This is a genomic window from Vreelandella sp. DA03-1M, assembly GCF_055725665.1.
The window spans coordinates 1,883,907-1,904,377 of sequence record NZ_CM146798.1 but is presented as its reverse complement, the minus strand read 5'-3'; the positions used below and the strand labels follow the sequence as shown (position 1 = coordinate 1,904,377).

Genomic DNA, 20,471 nt, shown 5'->3' with positions numbered 1-20,471 from the left:
TGATGATAGGTCATAGCTATTACCGATTGCGAATATAGCGATTAACGGCATTATTATGCTCACGCAATGTACGCGAGAAGTGATGAGTGCCATCGCCCCGGGAAACAAAATAGAGCGTTTCGCCGGGTAGCGGGTTTACCGCCGCTTCCAATGACGCACGGCCCGGCAAAGCGATCGGCGTGGGCGGCATGCCATCAATCACATAAGTGTTATAGGGCGTCGCTTCACGCAGATCAGCGCGGGTGATGCGTCCTTCATAGCGCTCGCCCATGCCATAAATAATCGTCGGGTCGGTTTGTAAGCGCATGCCCTGCTCCATGCGGCGCTTAAACACCCCGGCAATCTCGCGCCGCTCCTCCGGCGCCCCCGTTTCGCGCTCAATCAAAGAGGCCATAATAAGCGCCTCGTAGGGCGACTCAATGGTCAGGTCGTCGGCGCGCTCCTCCCAGACACTGTCCAGAATTCGCTCCATACGCTCAAGCGACTGTTGTAGTAGATCGACGTCGCTCATCCCCAGGTGGTAACGATAGGTATCGGGAAAGAACCATCCCTCAGGAAAGGTGCCTTCACGATCAAGTAGCGTCATCACCTCTTCGTCGCTCAAATCAGTCGTGCGATGGTCAAGTTTTGGCGCGGCATTGAGCAAGTCGCGCATTTGACGAAAGGTCCACCCCTCAGGAATCGTCAGCGGATAGGTGACAACGTTATTACTGCCTAACAGCGCCATCATTTCCAGCCCGCTCATATCCGGCAAAAGCTGATATTCGCCAGTACGCAGCCGCGGCACGCGCTCAGGCTCCACCCGCGCTAATAAGCGAAACGCCCAAGCATCTTCCAGTATGCCCTGGGATTCCAACTCCGCCACCACCTGATTAAACCCCGCACCAGAAGGCACTTGGTAAAGCGTTGGCGCATCAAGCGCTAGCGGTGCCTCTAAGCGGCTCTGCCAATAAAAATAACCGCCTGCTGCACCGGCAGCCCCGATTATGACTACGACTAACAAAGCGGTTAATAACCGTTTCACCATGACACCTCAAAATAATTGCGGGGCGATATTGATACAAAGACTGACGTTTAGGCAAAGCCTAACAATTGATGGGCCAAGCGCTGGAAGGGATCAGACTCACTCACAACCCAGCGCTGCAGCAACGAACCATCCGCTGCTAGCAGCGTCGTCACAGGCCACACTCCCTGAACAGAGTTTGCCACCCATAGCCGCTCTACCTCTGCAAGGCGATCCAGCGACAGCGCCCCCTGGGCAGCGACACCTTGATCAATTAAACCAGCGCGCAGTGTGCCTGCTACGCCGCATTGGTCAACCAAAGGCGTGAACACCTGCCCCGCCTGCAGCCAAAAAATATTCATACTGGTGGCTTCAATGACTCGGCCTTCGCTATCAGCGAGCAGACCTTCGGCGATTGCGGTATCGTTCCATTCCTGGCGGGCCAGTACGTTCTCCAGGCGATTAAGATGCTTAATACCGGCCAACCGCGGCTGGCGGCTAAGGCGCAAATCACAAAGCCTGACTGTGACGCCCTGCTGCCAGCGCTGAATCGAGGGCTGAAATGGCGTTCGGCGACTAAGTAAGCGCGGTGTTACTTCATCCGGCTGCGCATAACCCCGCCCTCCACTGCCACGCGTCAGGATAAGCTTGAGAACTTCCAGTTCAGCGCTGCAATCACCCTGCCACGTGGCATCTAGTGCCGCCTGGCAAGGTAACGGTATATTTAGGCGCTGGCATCCCTTCGCTAGGCGGTCTGTGTGATAACGCCATAGCACCGGTGCACCTGCACGCAACAGCACCGTTTCAAAGAGGCCATCGCCATACGCTAGCCCGCGATCATCAAACGGCACAGTTTGTTCGTTAGATAACGCGGGCGGCAGCATCGTCAATTACACCTTCTTGAATAACAGCGAACCGTTAGTACCACCGAAGCCAAAGGAGTTGGAAAGCGCCATATCAATCCGCATGTTCCGTGCGGTATGCGGCACATAATCCAAATTACAACCCGGCTGCGGGTTATCCAGGTTGATGGTCGGCGGTGCGATCTGGTCACGAATAGCCAGAATACTGAAGACTGCCTCTACCGCACCAGCGGCACCCAACAGGTGGCCAATCATCGACTTGGTAGAGCTCACGGCCACATTATTGGCTGCATCACCCAGTACGTTCTCAATGGCTCGACTTTCTGCCAAGTCGCCTGCCGCGGTTGAAGTGCCATGAGCATTGATATAGTGAACTTCAGAAACGTCAACCTGGGCATCTTTGATAGCATTGCGCATAGAGAGCGCCGCGCCGCGACCATCTTCCGGCGGCGATGTCATGTGGTAAGCATCATCGCTCATACCAAAGCCGACCAGCTCGGCATAGATGTGAGCTCCACGCGCCTTGGCATGTTCATACTCTTCAAGTACCAACACACCCGCGCCGTCGGATAACACAAACCCATCGCGATCAGTATCCCACGGGCGGCTGGCCGCCTGAGGGTCATCATTACGCGTTGAAAGCGCGCGTGCAGCTGAAAAGCCGCCCAGACCTAGCGGGGTTGTCGCCATCTCGGCACCACCACAGACCATGACGTCCGCATCGCCATAGGCGATCGTGCGCGCGCTGTAGCCAATATTATGGGTCCCGGTGGTGCAGGCAGTAGTAATCGCGATATTCGGCCCTCTAAAGCCGTGCTGAATCGCCATATTGCCTGAAATCATATTAATGATGGAGCCCGGCACAAAGAACGGCGATACCTTACGGGCCCCACCCTTGTTGAGCGCGTTGTGGTTATGCTCAATCATGGGTAGACCACCAATGCCTGAGCCGATAGCCACACCGATACGGTCCGCATTCTTTTCCGTGCACGCGATACCGGAATCTTCAACCGCTTGAGCGCCCGCCGCCATACCGTACTGAATAAAGAGATCCATCTTGCGAGCATCTTTAGGATTCAGGTACGGACTAATATCAAAGTTCTTGATCGACCCACCAAAACGCGTGTTAAAGCCACTGGTGTCAAAATGCTCAATAGGCGTAATACCGCTTTTACCAGCAACAATGTTGGCCCACGATTCATCTACGCTATTGCCCACTGGGGTCACCAGGCCTAACCCAGTTACCACTACCCTTTTCCGTGCCATTAGCTTTCCTCCAGGCATCCATGGTGACGCGACCCACTTGGGTCATTCGCTGCTTAAATTTGGTCAACAGTATAACGGAGATTGAACGTTATTAGCATTGTGGCAGCAAAGCAAAAAAGCCGCCCTGCGAAAGGACGGCTCTTAAGGCGGGTGACTAGCACCCCACCCTGGTTCGATGCATCGACGCAGCCCTTACTGGTGGGCGTTCACGTAATCGATGGCTTCTTGAACCGTGGTGATTTTCTCAGCTTCTTCATCAGGAATTTCAGTATCGAATTCCTCTTCCAAAGCCATGACCAGCTCAACGGTGTCGAGCGAATCAGCACCCAAGTCTTCTGTAAAAGAAGAGCTGTTTTGGATGTCTTCTTCTTTAACGTTCAGGCGCTCTGCTACCACTTTCTTAACGCGCTCTTCAATAGTACTCATTAACGTACTCCAGTCGTTCACATTAGCCGTTTTTGATAACCAGCTATTTGGAAACCGCAAGCCAAAAGCTGCGGGGTAGTTTATAGACGCCCTTGGGTCGACGCAACCGCCATCCCCAAGGCCATCAACGCATATTCATGCCGCCATTCACGTGAAGCGTCTCACCGGTGATGTAACCGGCTGCATCACTGGTTAGAAAGCCAACCGCTGCGGCGATCTCTTCCGGTGTCCCTAAGCGAGCCAACGGAATTTGTTTAAGTAACATTTCATGCTGGGCTTCGGGCAACGCCTCGGTCATATCAGTGGCAATAAAGCCCGGCGCCACCGCGTTAACCGTAATGGCGCGAGAAGACACCTCACGCGCTAAAGCACGACTAAAACCTTCCATGCCCGCTTTGGCTGCAGCATAGTTAGTTTGGCCCAGGTTGCCCATGGTTGCCACTACAGAGCTGATCGACACAATACGCCCAAAACGCGCCTTGGTCATACCCCGCAAACACGCCTTACTAACACGATAGACAGATTTTAAGTTGGTATCCATCACGGAGTCCCACTCATCTTCCTTCATACGCATCAGCAAATTGTCTCGCGTGATACCGGCATTATTAACCAAAATGGTCGGCGCACCAAAGCGCTCAGTGATGGTTTTCAATACGCTGTCAATGCTGGCCTGGTCGGTCACGTTAAGACACAGACCTGCGCCTTCAATGCCATTCTCTTTTAAATCAGCATCAATTTTCTCAGCACCGGACTCGCTAGTCGCTGTGCCAATGACGATACGGCCTTGACGACCTAGCTCACGAGCAATCGCCTGGCCAATACCGCGACTAGCCCCTGTTACCAGGGCAACTCTACTTTCTTGGGTCATAACGTTCTGCCTCTAACCGTGTAATCAAGCAAGGATAGCGGAATAACACAACCCTTGGTCACGCTTTATCAGCCAACGTTTCACGCGCCAGCTCAAGCGCAGCATTCAGGCTGTCAGGATCATTCACTGCCAACCCCTTGCTACCCTTCACGATACGCTTATTGAGGCCGGTCAACACCTTTCCAGGCCCGCACTCAATAAATACTTCAACACCTTGACTGGCCATTGCCTCAACGCAGGCACTCCAGCGCACTGGCTGATAAAGCTGTTCGATGAGGCGTGTGCGCAGTGTAGTGGTATCAGCATGCGCCTTGGCGTCAACATTCTGAATCACGGTATAGCGTGGCGCTCGCAATTCAATCGCCTGCATAGCCTCCGCCAGGCGCTCAGCGGCCGGGCGCATTAACGCACAATGCGAAGGAACGGAAACGGGCAATGACATAGCGCGCTTGGCTCCCGCTTCTTGGCAGGCAACGATAGCACGCTCAACGGCTGCTTTAGAGCCTGCCACTACGACCTGCCCAGGGGAGTTGTAGTTGACAGCAGACACCACGTCGCCCTGGGCGGCTTTTTCACAGGCGGCTTCAACCGCGTCGTCCGCCAAGCCAAGAATGGCCGCCATACCACCTTCACCCGCGGGAACGGCCTCCTGCATGGCCTCACCGCGCAGACGCACTAAGTTAACGCCTTCGGCAAAGCTCATGACGCCAGCGCACACCATCGCGCTGTATTCGCCCAAGCTATGGCCCGCCATTACAGTAGGCCGAGGCCCTTCTAGCTCCTGCCAAACGCGCCAAATAGCGACGCTGGCAGAAAGCAATGCGGGCTGGGTGCACGCGGTTGCATTAAGCGATGCTTCAGGACCCTCTTGGACGACTTTCCATAAGTCGTAGCCCAAAGCATCCGACGCTTCCTCAAATGTCGTTCCCACCACACTATAGCGCTCGGCCAGCTCTCGCAGCATTCCAAGCTGCTGAGAGCCTTGCCCGGGGAAAATGAGGGCAAGGGGTTGAGACATGTCGTTCACCTTTGCACTTGTAGGCATTTGCTCATATGAGCGATAGGCGAGATTATTGGCACATCCTGATGCCACCTATAAGCTCGCAAAAAATAAATTATTTATTATCTAATCATAACTCGCAGGTGCCACTGCTTCACGTAATGGCGCCTGCCAACGACCTGCGATCCGCGCAGGTAAATTATGTTCTACTTCCTGAAGAGCACGCTGAATAGCGTAGTAGAAACCATCGGCATGGGTACTGCCGTGACTTTTCACCACGATACCGCGCAACCCCAACAAACTGGCCCCGTTATAGCGCACAGGATCTAACTCCTGCTTTAAACGCCTCAACACAGGTTTGGCCAGTAGGCTTGCTAAACGACCACTTAAGCGCGACTCAAACGCCATCTGCACGCGTTCAACCAACATACTTGTCAAACCTTCGCTTGCCTTGAGCACTGCGTTACCCACAAAGCCATCGCATACCACTACGTCAAGCTGGCCTTTAAACAGGTCACCACCCTCGGCATAACCTTGATAATCAAAAGCACCACTATTGGCATGCTCGCGCAGCAAACGATCAGCTTCGCGAACGCTGGCACATCCTTTAGTGGCCTCAGCACCAACATTGAGCAGCGCGACACGTGGCATAGCCGTGCCATCGACACACTGCGCCATCGCCGCGCCCATTAACGCAAAATCCACCAGCCGATGAGCGGGAGAGTCCACATTGGCGCCTAAGTCCAGCAAATAACAGCGACGCCCTTGGCGCGCTGGAATCGCGGTACTGATCGCTGGCCGAGAAATACCCTCGACCATCCCCAGCTCGCGTCTTGCCAAGGCCACAAGCGCTGCCGTATTACCCGCACTTACACCGGCAACCGCCTCGCCCTGAGCGACACTTCGCAGCATCTGCACCATACTGGTCGCCTGACCCCTGCGCAGCGCCCAGGCAGCGGTTGTCGATGGCATAATGCAGTCAGGTGCTTCACGCGCCACCAAACGTGACGTTGCCGCAGCCAGAGGCTGCGGCAAGCGTGAAAGCTCAGCAAGAATCTGCTGACGCGGGCCAAACAGAATCAGCTCAAGGTCTGGGTGTTCCACCACTGCCTTTGCAGCACCTGTGATAATCGCATGAGGGCCTTGGTCACCCCCCATCACATCAATCGCTAGGCGCATACCGCACTGAGTCCGTTTAGCCGCTTAATAACGCAATTGAGGTTTATACTTCAATCACTTTACGACCACGGTAGAAACCGTCTGGAGAAATGTGGTGACGCAGGTGAGTCGTACCGGTTTCTTTGTCTTGAGACAGCGTCGGAGCAGTCAGTGCATCGTGGCTACGACGCATGCCGCGCTTGGAACGAGTTTTACGGTTCTGTTGAACTGCCATGGGTGTTTACTCCAAGGTATTTAAGTTAAAGGGTGCTTATTTTTTGCCTTTTAAGACATTGAGCACCGCGAATGGATTCGTCGCTGGCGTTGTTTCTGCCGCCGCGCCTTCTGTTTTGCTGACCAGCTGCTCCGCCGAGACATGACATTCGGCTTCATCGTGATAGACCACTTGAGGCAGGCTAAGAATCAATTCATCCTCAACCACCGTCAAAAGATCCAGCTGTTCCTTTTCCACCAGCACCGGTTCATGACTAGCAGGCAACTCGGCCGCTAAGGCTTCGTCAGTGACCATTCCAAGCAAAAAGTCACTGCTCACCTCTTGAGGCAGCGGCACCAGGCAGCGTCGACAGGCAAGCGCCAACGTCGCTTGCAAGTGGCCACGAATTTCACGACGACCTTGAGCATCGACGCCAAACTCAAGCACGACATGACAGTCGCCGGTTTGGACACCCGCTTCTTCGGCAAGACGAGGCAGTTTATCCAGCGCTACCAAGCCTTCGATTCGTTCGTGGCGGGCTGCGAGCTTATAAGGCTCAACCCGACTGGGGAGTTGTGAGGTCAACATAGGCGCGCAATGATAGGCACTCCCCCTGCTGGTGTCAAAGCTGTCGGTATATTTCTTCATGCCTTCCTCAATAAATAACCAACCGCGGCCTCAATAAACGGCCAACATAGGCAGGTTTAGCTGCTTTCGCTACACTCTACTGCTTTGAAATTGCATTTGCGCCACGTTGCACACATCTCTTAAACATGCGCCACTACCCAGCCAGGAGCTATTTGTGACTTCATCCGCAATGACCGAGCCATCAAACAGTCAGGCATCAACGACCAAGCTGGTACTGGCCTCCAGCTCGCGTTGGCGGCGCGAGCTGCTGGATCGACTACAGCTCCCCTACCAATGCTACTCACCAGATATTGATGAAACGCCCCATAGTGGCGAAACACCCCACGCTCTGGTCCATCGTCTAGCGCTCAGCAAAGCCAACGCCGTTGCGCACCGCTTCCCCCACCACTGCATTATCGGCTCTGATCAAGTCGCGGTATTTGAAGGCGACATTCTTGGCAAACCGCATACAGAAGCCAAGGCACGCGCCAACCTGAGCCGCTTTTCTGGCCGGCGTGTCACTTTTTTGACCGGTTTAGCGCTGCTGGATACACGCCACCAGCGCCATCAGGTGCACGTCGAGCCATTCGAGGTGGTTTTCCGCCACTTGAGCGCCCAGGAAATTGAAAACTATGTCGCCAAAGAACAGCCACTCGACAGCGCTGGCAGCTTTCGAATGGAAGGCTTAGGCATAGCGCTGTTTGAGAAGCTTGAAGGCCGCGACCCTAACGCATTGATTGGGTTACCACTGATTGCGCTTTGCGACATGCTGCGCCAAGCGGGCTTAGACCCGCTTGGCGCCTCCTGATTATCAATAGAGCCTGACAAACCAAGGGCCTGACACCTAAGCGCTTAGAAGCGCAGCGGGGTAGCGGGCGCACTGACGCCCAACACCTCGGCGACGACCTGGGTAAAGCGGCGCGTAAGGCGCTCAAATGGATCAAGACTCGGCGTGTAATCGACCCAATGGGTGTCACCTACTCGGTCACGCGCCACTTGCTCAAGGCTGCCTAATTGGTCAACCAAGCCTAGATCAACGCTCTGCTCACCACTCCAGACCAGGCCTGAAAATATATCGGGGCTGTCGCTAAGCCTTTCCCCTCTTCCCGCACGCACATCATCAATAAACTGACGGTGAGTTTGGCTGAGCACTCCCTGCCAAAACTGCTCCGCCTCTTCATCCAGCGGCTGAAACGGGTCAAGAAAGGCTTTATTTTCACCAGCAGTCAGCACGCGGCGCTCCACGCCAATGCGCGCTATTGCCTCTTCAAAACCAAAGCCCGCGTAAATAACGCCAATAGAACCCACCAGGCTAACAGGCGACGCAACAATCTCATCCGCCGCCGCGGCAATATAATAAGCGCCGCTGGCACCGATATCTTCGATCACTGCGATAATCGGCTTATCGCCCTGTTCGCGTAGGCGCATAATTTCTGCATAAATACGCTGAGACTGCACCGGGCTACCCCCTGGGCTATTAATGTGCAGCACCACAGCAGCAGCGTCTTCCGCCTCCCAGGCGTTATTCAGCCCCTCAATGATACGCTCGGCATTGGCAGGCGAATCGCTGGCAATTACCCCGCTGACCTCAACAATCCCTAAGTGTCGCTGTGTGGGCGCGGTAGCACTAGGCGAATCCCAAAACAGACTATAAAGGGTGGCAAACAGCGTCACCAACACAATAGTGAGCATCATCAGGCGGAAAAACAGCTTCCAGCGGCGAGTGCGTCGCTGCTCCGTTAACACACCGCCTATCCAGTGATCCATCATTTCCAGCTGCGCCAGCCGCTGGCGTTCGCGCAGAGTTTCGGCATCATCGTCTGGCGCACCCGACATCGGCTTAGCGCCCTTACTAGAAGGCACCTCTGATCCCTGTGTCCAACGATCCTCCCTCACCTCACTGCGATCATCATTGGTCGGGCCGTCACGTCCGTCGCTTGTGCCACCGGGGCGGATTGGGTCGTCGCTCATAAAATGTCCTTATGTAAACGCTGGCTACTCACCGTACAACCGATCAAAAAGCTCATCGATGCTATGGGCAATCCACTTGGGGCGACTCAGTGCCAAACGCTCTGGCGTATGCACCCCGTAAGTCACGCCTATTCGATCCATACCAATCGCTCGCGCCATTTCCAAGTCGTACTCTGTATCGCCGACCATCACCGCTCGCTCGACGGGCACTTCAAGCTCAGCCAACAGCTCCGAAAGCATTTGAGGGTGTGGCTTCGAGCGGGTTTCATCCGCCGTGCGGCTGGCGTGGAACCAGGCACCGCTGTCGGTCTCAGCAAAAATGCGGTCGAGGCCACGGCGACTTTTGCCGGTCGCAACCGCTAGCCGCTGCTGTTCACGACCGCGCAAACGGGCGATCTGCGCCTCAACCCCGGCAAAAAACAGCATTGGCGTCGCATCCGCCGTCACAAAATGGTGCGAATAACGCTCACGAAGGCGTTCGGCCTGAGCCGGTAAAATACCTGGGCAAAGCTGGGCAATGGCCTCAGGCAGCCCTAATCCAATAATATCTTCCACCTCCGCCGCCGAGAGCTCTCCCCACTCGGCTTCCAGCGCAGCCGCCTGCATGCATGACACTATCCGCGGCACCGAGTCCATCAAGGTGCCATCCCAATCAAATATAATCAGCTCGTACTGCATGGCAGCTCCATATCAAGGGCGGATTAGTAAACGGCTTATTGGCGAGCACGCTTAAGCGCTTCTTCCAGCGCCTCTGGCAATGGCGCTTTGACGGTCACCGGTCGACCATTGGTGGGCTCGGGAAAGGTAAGCGCACGCGCATGCAGAAACAAACGCCCCAGCCCTAATTGCTTGGTAAGAAAACCGCTTTCACGGGTGGCGTATTTATCGTCGCCCAGCAGTGCATGGCCTGCATGGGCAGCGTGCACACGAATCTGGTGGGTGCGCCCTGTCACTGGTTCGGCTTCAATCAAGGTGGCTTTTTCGAACGTCTCGACCACCGAGAAATGAGTACGCGACACTTTACCATTGGGATCAACCCTTACCCGACGCTCGCCATTGCCCGCATCAAAGCGATCCAAACGCGCGCTTTCGTAGGTTTTACGCGCTGGCCAGCGCCCGCTCACCAAGGCCAGATAGCGCTTATCCATGCCGTGTTTTTTCAGTGACTCATTAAGCGTCACCAACGAATCGCGGGATTTGGCCAGCAACAAGCAACCAGACGTATCGCGATCTAAACGGTGAACCAACTCCAGGAAGCTCAAATCATCGCGCACCTGGCGCAGTGCCTCGATCAAACCGATTTTAACCCCGCTACCACCATGCACCGCCAAGCCTGAAGGCTTGTTGAGCACCATCCAATCAGGGCCTTCCATGATAACGCTGCCCACTAACAGGTCGCGTAAATTATCACTCACTTCCTTGACCGCCTCACGGGGCGCCAAGCGCAGCGGTGGAACACGAACTAAATCGCCCGCTTGCAAACGGTAATCCACCTTTACGCGCTTTTTATTAACGCGCACTTCGCCTTTACGCACGATGCGATAGATAAGCGCCCGTGGCGCTCCTTTGAGCCGCGTCATGAGAAAATTATCAATTCGCTGCCCAGCCTGCTCTGGGGCAATATCCACCCACTGTACTTCACGCCCTTCGGACATTGCCGCTTGCTCCTGCTGTAGTTCGCTAACATCAGCTTAAAACGGCATTCTAGCGTAGACCCAAGGGCATTGCGTCAATTGCTGGTCGTTGTCTTTACTGTTATATTCCAAAACGTTCACCAGCCAAGCACAGAAAGCTTTCTTGTCTATCGCTAGTGACTAGCTGATAGATAGCTAATTCGTTAAATTGGTTAGCAGAAAACGTCAACGCTGAGCTCGGTTAATGCGCCTGCCCGACTAACACGCAGGCCTGAACACGAAAGACGACGTCAGTGTACGCATTGCTCGTTTTTCCTGTACCAACATCTGATCTTAAAAAATGCAGTAAATCTGCCGCCCGTTCTTTAATGCCGGTAGATGAAGGTAAGCCTAGCCCTCAACGGCAGGCAGTAACTTAACAACGCCACGCCCTGAGCAGCCCCCTCCTTTCTCGTCACAAGGCGCTGGCTGACTCCGGGCGACAAGTTCAACGCTGTGCCGGTGGCCGGCGTTGGTGAATCGATGAATGCCAGGTGTAGGCGGTGTCAGCAGGGCCGGATGGATGTGACAACCACCGGAACACGTCCTGCCTCCGCCACGTACTCAACGCCCTACTGGCCGGGTTGGCGATGATGCCTTCCCGGCTTGACGCGTCAGCATTGCAATGCGCCGAGCACAAGCACGCAGCACCCAGCGGTTCGCCTACGTCACCCCATAGGCAGTTCGCCGGCACGCAACGCTATGCGAGACAACATGAAACGGATGCTTATTAATGCGACACAGCCCGAAGAGCTGCGCGTCGCCTTAGTTGATGGACAACGCCTTTACGATTTAGATATCGAATCCGGCGCTCGAGAACAGAAAAAAGCCAATATCTATCGCGGTAAAATCACTCGCGTAGAGCCCTCTCTTGAAGCCGCCTTTGTCGATTATGGCGCTGACCGCCACGGCTTTTTGCCGCTCAAAGAAATTTCTAAAGAGTACTTTGTAAAAGACGTTTCCGGCCGTCCCAGCATTAAAGAAGTGCTTAAAGAGGGCCAAGAGGTCATCGTTCAGGTCGACAAGGAAGAGCGTGGCAATAAAGGTGCCGCACTTACCACCTTTGTCAGCCTGGCTGGCCGCTTTTTGGTATTGATGCCCAACAACCCGCGTGCAGGTGGCATTTCTCGCCGTATCGAAGGCGATGAGCGTAGTCAGCTCAAAGATGCCATGGGTCAATTGACCGTGCCGGACAAAATGGGCCTGATCGTGCGCACTGCTGGCATTGGCCGTAACCCAGAAGAGCTGCAGTGGGACTTGGATTACCTGGTCCAGGTGTGGGAATCGATCACCACTGAAGCCGCCAAGCGCCCTGCCCCCTTCCTGATCTACCGTGAATCCAACGTCATCATCCGCGCCATGCGCGACTACTTGCGCCAGGACATCGGCGAAGTATTGATCGACAGCCCCGAGATTCACGCCGAAGCACTGGGCTTTATTCGCCAGGTCATGCCCTCGTATCAGCAGAAGATCAAACTTTACGCTGACGAAGTACCGCTATTCTCACGCTTCCAGATCGAATCGCAAATCGAAACGGCCTACCAGCGCGAAGTGAAGCTCCCTTCTGGCGGTTCGATTGTGATCGATCACACTGAGGCACTGGTCTCTATCGATATCAACTCGGCTCGCGCCACCCGCGGCAGCGATATCGAGGAAACCGCCCTACAGACCAACTCTGAAGCTGCGGACGAAATCGCTCGCCAGTTACGCCTGCGCGATATCGGCGGCTTAGTCGTAATCGACTTTATCGACATGGGGCCAGCGCGGAACCAGCGTGAAGTTGAAAACCGCATGCGCGATGCGCTTAAGCTAGACCGCGCGCGGGTACAGATCGGCCGTATTTCGCGCTTTGGCCTGATGGAAATGTCCCGTCAGCGCCTGCGTCCTTCACTGGGTGAAACCAGCGGCGTGGTCTGCCCGCGCTGTAACGGCCAAGGCACTATTCGCGATGTACGTTCGCTGTCGCTGTCCATCATGCGCCTGATTGAAGAAGAGGCGATGAAAGAGAACAGCGCGCAGATTCGCGCTATTCTGCCGGTACCGGTCGCCACCTACTTACTCAATGAAAAACGCAGCGTGCTGGCCGATTTAGAGTCGCGCCAGAATGTCCGCGTTGTGCTGCTGCCCAACCCTGATATGGATACGCCGCACTACGATGTTCAGCGCCTGCGCGATGACCATCTGGACGAGGATGACACCCAGAGCCTTTCCAGCTTTGAGCTCTCTACCGATACTGAAATAGGTAAAGAGCCGACACCCAGCTTCGTACCGCCCGCTCAACGCGCTGAAGCAGCGGTAAAAAGCGTTACACATAACGCCCCCGCTCCTGCATCGCTGCAAACCGAAGAGAAAGCGCCTGCTGCTGCCCCGGCGGCGAAAGTAGCACCGACGACCAGCGAGCAACCCAGCGTCATTGGCCGCTTTATCCGTGGCTTCGCCAAGTTGCTAGGCAGCGACGAAAGTAATGCTGAAGCTACGCCAGAGCCCAAAACTGAAACCCCGGCGCCGCGCAAGCCAAGCGAGCGTAAAACCAATCAGCGCAGCAGCGAGTCGCGGCAGAAGCCCTCACGCAATGAGCGCGGCGACAACACTAGCCGTAACGAGTCGCGCAGCGATAACAGCGCCCGGTCTGAGCCAAAAACTGAACAAAAAGCCGAGCAAAAAAGCGAGCACCGCAACACTGCTCCGCGTCCTGCCGGTGACGATAATAGCGACAAGCGCAGCGGCCCCAGCCGCACCCGCAATCGTCGTCGTCATCCCCAGCAAGACGATGCCAACGAAGAGTCGGCCAACAAAGCGCCTCGTAAAGAGAGCCAGTCGGATAGTTCTGGCAAAGATAGCTCTGGCAAAGACAGTTCTGGAAAAGACAGCTCAGCCAAGGACAGCTCTAAAAAGAGCAATAACGGCAAAAGCGCAGCGCCGAAAGAGTCGCGTCGCGAGGCTGGCCAAGACAGCCAACCCGATGAAACTGCCAAGCAGCCAGAAGCCAAGCAGGATGACGGCAAGCCGAAGCGTACGCGTAACAACCCGCGTAACCGCACACGTACCCAGGCGATCAATCCTCAGGCAGAAGCTGAGCAGTTAAAGCTGCAGGCAGAAGCGGTAAATGAAGCGCCAGAAAGCGCTGAACCAGCAGATGAAGCACCTGTCGCGCCGACAACCGAAGCGTCAGACGCGAAAGCTCCAGCACCGGAAGTAAAGGCACCTGCTACAGAAAAACCGGCTTCAGAAGCAACGGCTGCCGAGACACCGAATGCTGACGTCGCCGCATCTGTCGATGAAGCCACTCAACCTGCTTCTGACACCGCTGAGCAGGAAGCCGCTGCCAAGCCGAGTGAACCCGTCACCAGCGAAGAGCCCGCACCTGCTGCTGCCTCTGAAACAACGGAACTCCACTCTGAAGAGAGTAAGACTACGCCAGCGCTACCTAAGGTGAACTCAGAAGCAATTGAAGCCAACTCGGAGCCTACTGAAACTGAGCAAACTGCTGATAACCAGCCAAGTACTAGCGAACCGGTAGCACCTGAAGCTATCGAACCGCCTGCGGCCAACGCGGTCGATCCGGCGGCCACTATTGAAGAAGCTGCTTCTGAGCCTCTCAGTAGCGCTGATACGGATCAAAGCAGCGAACAGCGCCAGCCGGAAGCGTCAACTAACGCCCAGGAAAATCGTCAGGAAGCAGTAACGCCAAGCGTTTCTGAAAGCACTTCTGAGCGTGACGACGCGGCCTCTTCAGTTGAAGAGCCATCCAGCAGCGAGCAAAAGCAAGCTGAGGAAAAGCAAGGCGAGGAAGAAAAGAGCGTCGAACAGAATAGCGGCGCTCTAGAGCCAACTGAAACCGAGCCTCAGCCTGCTCAGCCGGTGGCTAGCGAAGCACCCGCTGAAGACGCAGTCACTGAAGAAACGCCTAAACCACGTCGCCGCCGCACACGGGCTCACAATGACCCGCGTGAAAAGCGTAAACAGGCGCAACAGGACACCCACTCCGAGTAAAATCGGTCGCGTGTTGCAACAGCAAAATCCCCGCTTAAGCGGGGATTTTGCTGTTTAGGAGACGCCTTTTAAAAACGGCAGAAGGATTCGCTGGAAAAGAGCGTTAAGGATTAATAAATCGTGGCTCGGGTTCTAACAGCACACCAAAGCGTGTTTTTACTTGGGCAGCGATATAGCTGGCGATTTTCATCAAGCCGTGGCGTTCACCACCACCAAAATGCACCACCACCAGCGCTTGATGCTGGTGTACGCCAAAGGCGCCGTCGCGCATCCCTTTTAAACCGCACTGGTCGATCAACCAACCTGCCGCTAACTTTGTTTGCCCTCCCGCCTGGGGAAAATGGGGCATCGCAGGATACTGGCGCGACAGCTGTGCTGCCTGCTCATCACTTACTAGCGGATTTTTGAAGAAACTCCCCGCGTTGGCAAGCACCTCGGGGTCGGGTAGCTTCTCGCGGCGAATAGCACAGACGGCTTCAGCAACCTCAAGCGGCGAGGGTGTAGCTGATAACCGCGCAGCAAGATCGCCATAATTCAGTTGCGGCGCTGGCATGCGTGATAAACGCAATATTAGCTGGGTAATCACAACACTATCGGCTAACTCGCCTTTAAAGATGCTGTCCCGGTAACCAAACGCGCACTCTTGAGTACTTAACCAATAACAACGCCCAGTGGCGAGCTCCATGACCTGCACCGCTTGCAGCGTGTCAGCAAGCTCAACGCCGTAGGCACCAATATTTTGCACCGGCGCCGCCCCACAACTACCGGGAATTAGCGCCAAGTTTTCAATTCCCCACAAACCCCGTGCGGCAGTCGCCATGACTAAGGCGTGCCAATTAACCCCAGCGCCCACTTGGGCAAACACATCCCCTTGTTGAGCGCCTTTTGGATGTCTCAGCCACCATTGATTTAAGGCTGGGCGTAGCATCAGGCCCGGCAACTGCTCAGGCAGCAGCACATTGCTGCCACCGCCTAGCAGCGTAACGGGCCAGCCCTGAGCGTGGGCATAAGCGAGTGCAGTGCGCAGTGCTGACAACGTGCCCGGCGCTGTATAATGCTCGGCGTGACAAGGCAGCCGCAGCGTATTGGCAAGGGTTAAATCAATATTGGACTGCAGATTAAAAGCCGCCACCTCAGCGCTCACGTTTAAGGTGTTGAATGAGCCCGTTTGAAGCGGCCTCAATCATATTAAGAACGTTTTCAAAGCCTTCTTCCCCGCCATAATAAGGATCAGGTACTTCTGCACCAGGCGTCCCGGCAAAATCTAAAAAAAGCCCTATATGAGCCTGGCTATTGGCGGGTTTCAGGTCATGTATGGCGCGCAAATTGTCCTGATCCATACCCAGCACGTAATCAAATTCAGCAAAATCCTGCACATTTAACTGGCGGGCACGCAGGCCACTTAAATCGATACCACGGCATAAGGCCGCTTGCTGGGCGCGTGAGTCCGGCGCTTTGCCCACATGCCAACTGCCGACCCCGCAGGAGTCTATTTCAACGTCGTCAGCTAGCCCTGCTTGCTCAAGCGCACGGCGAAAAACACCTTCTGCGGTGGGCGAACGGCAAATATTGCCTAGACACACAAATAACACTTTCACAACGACTCTCCTTAGGCGCTAGGCAAGCAGCGCGCGTACACGGGCTAAATCCTCGGCAGTATCAATACCCGCGGGATTCACCTCACAGGCTAAGGCTACCTGTATCGCGTGGCCGTTTTGTAACGCACGCAGTTGCTCAAGCTGTTCAAGTTGCTCCAGGCTAGAGGCTGGCCAGTCACGGTAAGCCGCTAGAAAACCCGCGCGGTATGCATAGAGGCCGATATGGCGCAGCCAAGCATCGGTCGCCAGTAGCGTGGGAGCCTGTTTGAAATGCTCCCGATCCCAGGGAATGGGTGCACGCGAGAAATACAGCGCTCGACCCTGCAGAGTGCGCACCACCTTGACCACGTTGGGATTAAACAGCGTGTCAACATCGTTGATCGGCTCCGCCAGCGTGGCAATCGATGCTTCGGGGTCATCGGCCAAGCGAAGGGCCACTTGATCAATCAAGGCAGGCGGAATCAAAGGCTCATCGCCCTGCACATTAACCAGCAGAGCGTCATCCGCTAGCGCTAAAATATCAGACACTTCGGCTAAGCGGTCAGTGCCCGAAGGATGATCGTCGCGCGTCATGATCACCTCAGCACCATAAGGCAGCATGGCATCCCGAATGCGGCTATCGTCTGTGGCCACCACAACCCGGCTGGCATGGCTTTGGCATGCGCGGCGCCACACGTGGGCGACCATCGGCTCTCCGGCAATTTCTAACAGCGGCTTGCCGGGCAAACGGGTGGAGCCATAGCGTGCGGGTACTACAACCGTAAATTCAGGTACGGCGACGTCAGAAGAAGCCATTAAACGCCTCCGGAATGTCCTGAAGCGCTCCCTGGCGCGCGACCAGGGGAAGTAGGCAGCTTCTCATCGGCGTCCATGGCACGGGCTTCTTCCGGCAGCATGACGGGAATCCCTTCTTGAATGGGGTAGGCCAAGCCATCGTAGTGGCAACGCAGCTCTTGGGCTTCGCGGTCATATTTCAGCTTGCCGTTACACAACGGGCAAACCAGCATTGCAAGCAGTTCCTTATCCATGCGCGTGACTCCTTTAAGAAAGTGCCGACAGCCGTGCTGTCAGCCAGTGCTCAAATTCAGGTGGAAGCGTGGCTTCCACATCTAATACCCAACTATTCGACGGCGCCAGGGCGAAACATTTAACAGCATCTTTGGCTGTCATGATAATCGGGCGGATATCTGCAAATTTTAGCGCGTCAGCACTGTAATGCTGGTGATCGGCCAACGGATGCCAGTCACCACTGACCCCCAAATCGGAAAGCGTGCGAAAAAAACGCTCGGGATTGCCAATCCCCGCTACTGCGTGCACTGGTAGCGTAAACGGCAGCGGCGCTAGCGAAAACCGAGCACCGTCATCTAAGCGGCGCCAATATCGCGGTGCTAACTGCATAGTGGTAACAGAGCCAACCGGCAACGCCTGCTGTGAATCACCATTGACGATCACGGCATCAACGCGTTGCAACCGGCTGGGCGATTCGCGCAGCGGCCCGGCGGGTAAGCAGCGACCATTGCCTAAACCAAGGGCACCATCAACCACTACCAGCTCAATATCCCGCGCCAGCGCCAAGTGCTGCAAGCCATCGTCGCTCAAAACAATATCGCAACCCGCCGCCACTAGCGCCTGCACGCCGCGCGGCCGCTTGGGGTCTGCCACTACCGGTAGCCCTGTCTGCTGCGCGAGCATCAAGGGTTCATCGCCGCTTTCGGCAACATTAGTAGCGGCGGTGACAAACAAGGGATAGTGCGAGGATGTTCCGCCATAGCCGCGGGTAACAATGCCTGGTGACCAGCCCTGCGACACCAGCCAATTGCTCAACCACGCCACTAGCGGTGATTTCCCGGTTCCGCCTAAGGTGATATTGCCGACCACAATCACCGGCACGGGAGCCTTCCACGTGGCCTTCTTTCCGAGCTGGTAGGCCTTTTCACGGCGGGCCATTCCCAATTGGTAAAGCGCCCCTAAGGGCTTCAGCGGCCAAAGCCAACGGCTGCCCTGATAGGCTCCTTGCAGCCAACGCTCTGCCAGTGTTCGAGTCTTTTGCGCTTTTTTAGGCAGGGTCATAATGCTTCTTGAAACTGCAACTGATGCAGCGCTGCATAGGCGCCATCGGCATCCAACAAGGCCTGATGGGTGCCCTCTTCAATGATACGTCCCTGATCCATCACCACGATCCGGTCGGCCCGCTCAATGGTGGACAAGCGATGGGCAATCACCAATGTAGTGCGACCCTCACAAACGCGTTCTAGCGCTTTCTGAATATAGCGCTCGGATTCCGTATCCAGCGCCGAGGTGGCCTCATCGAGTACTAACAGCGGCGCATCCTTGAAGATAGCCCGAGCAATCGCCAGCCGCTGACGTTGGCCGCCAGAGAGCATCACGCCGTTTTCGCCTACGGTGGTCGCATAGCCATCGGGGAGTTTGTCGATAAACTCGTGGGCATAGGCCGCTTCAGCCGCCGCTTGAATAGCCTGTGGATCAGGATTAGCCACCCCATAGGCAATGTTATCGGCAATTGAGGCATTAAATAGCGTCACCTGCTGGGAGACCAAGGCAATCTGCTGGCGCAGCGGCCCAAGCGCGTACTCATCAACATTGACGCCATCAATGGTGATAATGCCTTGGCTAGGCCGGTAGAAGCGCGGCAATAGGCTCACCAGCGTAGATTTGCCACTTCCCGAGCGACCGACTATCGCTACCAGTTCACCTGGCGCCAGCCGTAGATTAATATCGTGCAATACTTCAGGTTGGTCGTCGGCATAGCGGAAGCTAACCTTATCGATAACGACCTCACCGCTTAAACGGCTGGCAATACGCTTACCGTTATCCTGCTCCGGCGTCATATCCAGTAGTCCAAAAAGCTCTGACGCAGCCGCCAACCCCTTCTGAATCTCACCGTTAATCTCAGTCAATTGTCGCACCGGTTTGATCATCAGGGCGGCTGCCGTAATAAAGGCGACGAACTCACCGGGGGTCATGTTCTCCATCAGGGAGGGCGCCATCGCCAGCCATACCAGCAGCGCCATAGAGATAGCCACCAGCATCAGAATTACCGGCGAGCTAACCGCCCGGGTCATGGCCTCTTTCATACTTTGGCGACGATTCTCTTCACTCACTCGCTCAAAGCGCTGCTTTTCATAATCTTCTGCGCCATGGGTGCGTACTACGCGATAGCCAGACAACGCTTCCGACGCAATATGGGTCACATCGCCCATAGAGTGCTGAATGCGCTTGGAGATACGCCTAAACCGCTTACTGACGTAACTCACTACGACGGCGATAATCGGCGTCACGCCTAAAAACAGTAGCGTGAGCATCCAGTTGGTCCAGAGCAGATAAAGCACCAGGCCGACGACGAACAAGCCTTCACGCAAAATAATCGTCACCGCCTTGGTGGCCGCCCCTGCCACTTGCTCGACGTGGTAGGTCACCCGCGATACCAGTTGACCGCTGGAGTGGTGGTCAAAAAACCGGCCAGGCAGATGAAGAAGATGAGCAAATACATCGCAGCGCAGAGTATGAATCACGTAGCGACCCACATAAGCCATAAAGTAAGTACTTAAAAAAGTACCTACCCCGCGGGCGGAGAACATAATAATGACAAACAGTGGCAAGAAGAACCGGAAGGCCGCATCCGGGTTTTGAATGCCATCAATTAGCCGCTTCATCATTTCCGCCAGTGCGGTACTCGACGCGGCGTATACCACAAACCCCACCAGCGCCAGCGAAAACGCGCGCCAATGTGGCTTAACATAGCCCAATAACCGCTTGTAAATACCCCAACTTGAATCAGCCACACGCGCTC

20 protein-coding genes are annotated in these 20,471 nt (G+C 55.4%); 2 read left to right on the top strand and 18 right to left on the bottom strand.

The features are described 5' to 3' along the window. Window positions 1-19 precede the first annotated feature (19 nt). The 9 genes from mltG to ACXUPB_RS08740 form a co-directional block, all read right to left on the bottom strand. Window positions 20-1,027: an endolytic transglycosylase MltG gene (gene mltG, locus ACXUPB_RS08780; protein WP_472956282.1), complete on the bottom strand. Its 1,008-nt coding sequence runs from the start codon at window positions 1,025-1,027 to the stop codon at window positions 20-22. A 47-nt stretch (window positions 1,028-1,074) separates the two neighbouring features. Beyond that, window positions 1,075-1,887, bottom strand: a complete 813-nt coding sequence (gene pabC / locus ACXUPB_RS08775; RefSeq protein ID WP_472956281.1) for an aminodeoxychorismate lyase — start codon at window positions 1,885-1,887, stop codon at window positions 1,075-1,077. A 6-nt stretch (window positions 1,888-1,893) separates the two neighbouring features. Further along, window positions 1,894-3,132 carry a beta-ketoacyl-ACP synthase II gene (fabF, locus tag ACXUPB_RS08770; RefSeq protein ID WP_472956279.1) on the bottom strand — a complete coding sequence of 413 codons (1,239 nt, stop codon included), beginning with the start codon at window positions 3,130-3,132 and terminating at the stop codon, window positions 1,894-1,896. Between the two features lie 192 nt (window positions 3,133-3,324). Beyond that, the gene (acpP, locus tag ACXUPB_RS08765) at window positions 3,325-3,558 is read right to left on the bottom strand and encodes an acyl carrier protein (protein WP_008956801.1); all 234 of its coding nucleotides are present in this window, start codon (window positions 3,556-3,558) and stop codon (window positions 3,325-3,327) included. Between the two features lie 124 nt (window positions 3,559-3,682). Beyond that, window positions 3,683-4,426 (bottom strand): 3-oxoacyl-ACP reductase FabG, encoded by a 744-nt coding sequence (gene fabG / locus ACXUPB_RS08760; RefSeq protein WP_472956273.1) that lies wholly within the window; start codon window positions 4,424-4,426, stop codon window positions 3,683-3,685. A gap of 58 nt (window positions 4,427-4,484) precedes the next feature. Beyond that, a complete protein-coding gene (gene fabD / locus ACXUPB_RS08755; protein WP_176303128.1) occupies window positions 4,485-5,444 on the bottom strand; it encodes an ACP S-malonyltransferase in 960 nt (319 codons plus the stop codon). Between the two features lie 108 nt (window positions 5,445-5,552). Continuing rightward, entirely contained in the window at window positions 5,553-6,605 is a 1,053-nt protein-coding gene (plsX, locus tag ACXUPB_RS08750; RefSeq protein WP_472956269.1) for a phosphate acyltransferase PlsX, read from the bottom strand. Window positions 6,606-6,648: 43 nt separating this feature from the next. Beyond that, window positions 6,649-6,819: a 50S ribosomal protein L32 gene (gene rpmF, locus ACXUPB_RS08745; RefSeq protein WP_008956805.1), complete on the bottom strand. Its 171-nt coding sequence runs from the start codon at window positions 6,817-6,819 to the stop codon at window positions 6,649-6,651. 36 nt (window positions 6,820-6,855) lie between these two features. After that, the gene (locus ACXUPB_RS08740; RefSeq protein WP_008956806.1) at window positions 6,856-7,386 is read right to left on the bottom strand and encodes a YceD family protein; all 531 of its coding nucleotides are present in this window, start codon (window positions 7,384-7,386) and stop codon (window positions 6,856-6,858) included. Window positions 7,387-7,615: 229 nt separating this feature from the next. On the opposite strand from ACXUPB_RS08740, the gene ACXUPB_RS08735 reads away from it, so the two are divergent. Continuing rightward, on the top strand, window positions 7,616-8,233 hold the full coding sequence (locus ACXUPB_RS08735) for a Maf family protein (RefSeq protein ID WP_472956711.1): 618 nt from the start codon (window positions 7,616-7,618) through the stop codon (window positions 8,231-8,233). A gap of 44 nt (window positions 8,234-8,277) precedes the next feature. On the opposite strand, the gene sppA is transcribed toward ACXUPB_RS08735, so the two are convergent. From sppA to ACXUPB_RS08720, 3 genes are read right to left on the bottom strand one after another with little or no spacing between them, the layout of a single operon-like run. After that, a complete protein-coding gene (gene sppA, locus ACXUPB_RS08730; protein ID WP_472956267.1) occupies window positions 8,278-9,396 on the bottom strand; it encodes a signal peptide peptidase SppA in 1,119 nt (372 codons plus the stop codon). Window positions 9,397-9,420: 24 nt separating this feature from the next. Then, on the bottom strand, window positions 9,421-10,074 hold the full coding sequence (locus ACXUPB_RS08725; RefSeq protein ID WP_176303125.1) for an HAD family hydrolase: 654 nt from the start codon (window positions 10,072-10,074) through the stop codon (window positions 9,421-9,423). A gap of 35 nt (window positions 10,075-10,109) precedes the next feature. Then, window positions 10,110-11,051, bottom strand: coding sequence for an RluA family pseudouridine synthase (locus ACXUPB_RS08720; RefSeq protein ID WP_101146199.1), 942 nt, complete (start codon window positions 11,049-11,051; stop codon window positions 10,110-10,112). A gap of 732 nt (window positions 11,052-11,783) precedes the next feature. On the opposite strand from ACXUPB_RS08720, the gene rne reads away from it, so the two are divergent. Then, window positions 11,784-15,062 carry a ribonuclease E gene (gene rne / locus ACXUPB_RS08715; protein ID WP_472956264.1) on the top strand — a complete coding sequence of 1,093 codons (3,279 nt, stop codon included), beginning with the start codon at window positions 11,784-11,786 and terminating at the stop codon, window positions 15,060-15,062. Window positions 15,063-15,165: 103 nt separating this feature from the next. Here rne and murB read toward each other — a convergent pair whose 3' ends face one another. The 6 genes from murB to msbA are packed head-to-tail and all read right to left on the bottom strand — an operon-like array spanning window position 15,166 to window position 20,463. Next, window positions 15,166-16,194, bottom strand: a complete 1,029-nt coding sequence (gene murB / locus ACXUPB_RS08710; RefSeq protein WP_472956262.1) for a UDP-N-acetylmuramate dehydrogenase — start codon at window positions 16,192-16,194, stop codon at window positions 15,166-15,168. A gap of 1 nt (window position 16,195) precedes the next feature. Continuing rightward, window positions 16,196-16,660 carry a low molecular weight protein-tyrosine-phosphatase gene (locus ACXUPB_RS08705; RefSeq protein ID WP_472956260.1) on the bottom strand — a complete coding sequence of 155 codons (465 nt, stop codon included), beginning with the start codon at window positions 16,658-16,660 and terminating at the stop codon, window positions 16,196-16,198. Window positions 16,661-16,678: 18 nt separating this feature from the next. After that, entirely contained in the window at window positions 16,679-17,455 is a 777-nt protein-coding gene (gene kdsB / locus ACXUPB_RS08700) for a 3-deoxy-manno-octulosonate cytidylyltransferase (RefSeq protein WP_339885557.1), read from the bottom strand. Next, window positions 17,455-17,688, bottom strand: coding sequence for a Trm112 family protein (locus tag ACXUPB_RS08695; protein ID WP_176303120.1), 234 nt, complete (start codon window positions 17,686-17,688; stop codon window positions 17,455-17,457). The genes kdsB and ACXUPB_RS08695 overlap by 1 nt, the downstream gene beginning before the upstream one ends. Window positions 17,689-17,701: 13 nt before the next feature. Then, a complete protein-coding gene (gene lpxK, locus ACXUPB_RS08690; RefSeq protein ID WP_339885555.1) occupies window positions 17,702-18,730 on the bottom strand; it encodes a tetraacyldisaccharide 4'-kinase in 1,029 nt (342 codons plus the stop codon). After that, window positions 18,727-20,463 carry a lipid A export permease/ATP-binding protein MsbA gene (msbA, locus tag ACXUPB_RS08685; protein WP_176303118.1) on the bottom strand — a complete coding sequence of 579 codons (1,737 nt, stop codon included), beginning with the start codon at window positions 20,461-20,463 and terminating at the stop codon, window positions 18,727-18,729. Before msbA ends, lpxK begins: the two co-directional genes overlap by 4 nt. Window positions 20,464-20,471 lie beyond the last annotated feature (8 nt).

Excerpts from the sequence above, each read along its gene's own strand:
- mltG (WP_472956282.1), bottom strand. The coding sequence starts at position 1,027 with ATGGTGAAACGGTTATTAACCGCTTTGTTAGTCGTAGTCATAATCGGG.
- pabC (WP_472956281.1), bottom strand. The coding sequence starts at position 1,887 with ATGCTGCCGCCCGCGTTATCTAACGAACAAACTGTGCCGTTTGATGAT.
- fabF (WP_472956279.1), bottom strand. The coding sequence starts at position 3,132 with ATGGCACGGAAAAGGGTAGTGGTAACTGGGTTAGGCCTGGTGACCCCA.
- acpP (WP_008956801.1), bottom strand. The coding sequence starts at position 3,558 with ATGAGTACTATTGAAGAGCGCGTTAAGAAAGTGGTAGCAGAGCGCCTG.
- fabG (WP_472956273.1), bottom strand. The coding sequence starts at position 4,426 with ATGACCCAAGAAAGTAGAGTTGCCCTGGTAACAGGGGCTAGTCGCGGT.
- fabD (WP_176303128.1), bottom strand. The coding sequence starts at position 5,444 with ATGTCTCAACCCCTTGCCCTCATTTTCCCCGGGCAAGGCTCTCAGCAG.
- plsX (WP_472956269.1), bottom strand. The coding sequence starts at position 6,605 with ATGCGCCTAGCGATTGATGTGATGGGGGGTGACCAAGGCCCTCATGCG.
- rpmF (WP_008956805.1), bottom strand. The coding sequence starts at position 6,819 with ATGGCAGTTCAACAGAACCGTAAAACTCGTTCCAAGCGCGGCATGCGT.
- ACXUPB_RS08740 (WP_008956806.1), bottom strand. The coding sequence starts at position 7,386 with ATGTTGACCTCACAACTCCCCAGTCGGGTTGAGCCTTATAAGCTCGCA.
- ACXUPB_RS08735 (WP_472956711.1), top strand. The coding sequence starts at position 7,616 with ATGACCGAGCCATCAAACAGTCAGGCATCAACGACCAAGCTGGTACTG.
- sppA (WP_472956267.1), bottom strand. The coding sequence starts at position 9,396 with ATGAGCGACGACCCAATCCGCCCCGGTGGCACAAGCGACGGACGTGAC.
- ACXUPB_RS08725 (WP_176303125.1), bottom strand. The coding sequence starts at position 10,074 with ATGCAGTACGAGCTGATTATATTTGATTGGGATGGCACCTTGATGGAC.
- ACXUPB_RS08720 (WP_101146199.1), bottom strand. The coding sequence starts at position 11,051 with ATGTCCGAAGGGCGTGAAGTACAGTGGGTGGATATTGCCCCAGAGCAG.
- rne (WP_472956264.1), top strand. The coding sequence starts at position 11,784 with ATGAAACGGATGCTTATTAATGCGACACAGCCCGAAGAGCTGCGCGTC.
- kdsB (WP_339885557.1), bottom strand. The coding sequence starts at position 17,455 with ATGGCTTCTTCTGACGTCGCCGTACCTGAATTTACGGTTGTAGTACCC.
- ACXUPB_RS08695 (WP_176303120.1), bottom strand. The coding sequence starts at position 17,688 with ATGGATAAGGAACTGCTTGCAATGCTGGTTTGCCCGTTGTGTAACGGC.
- lpxK (WP_339885555.1), bottom strand. The coding sequence starts at position 18,730 with ATGACCCTGCCTAAAAAAGCGCAAAAGACTCGAACACTGGCAGAGCGT.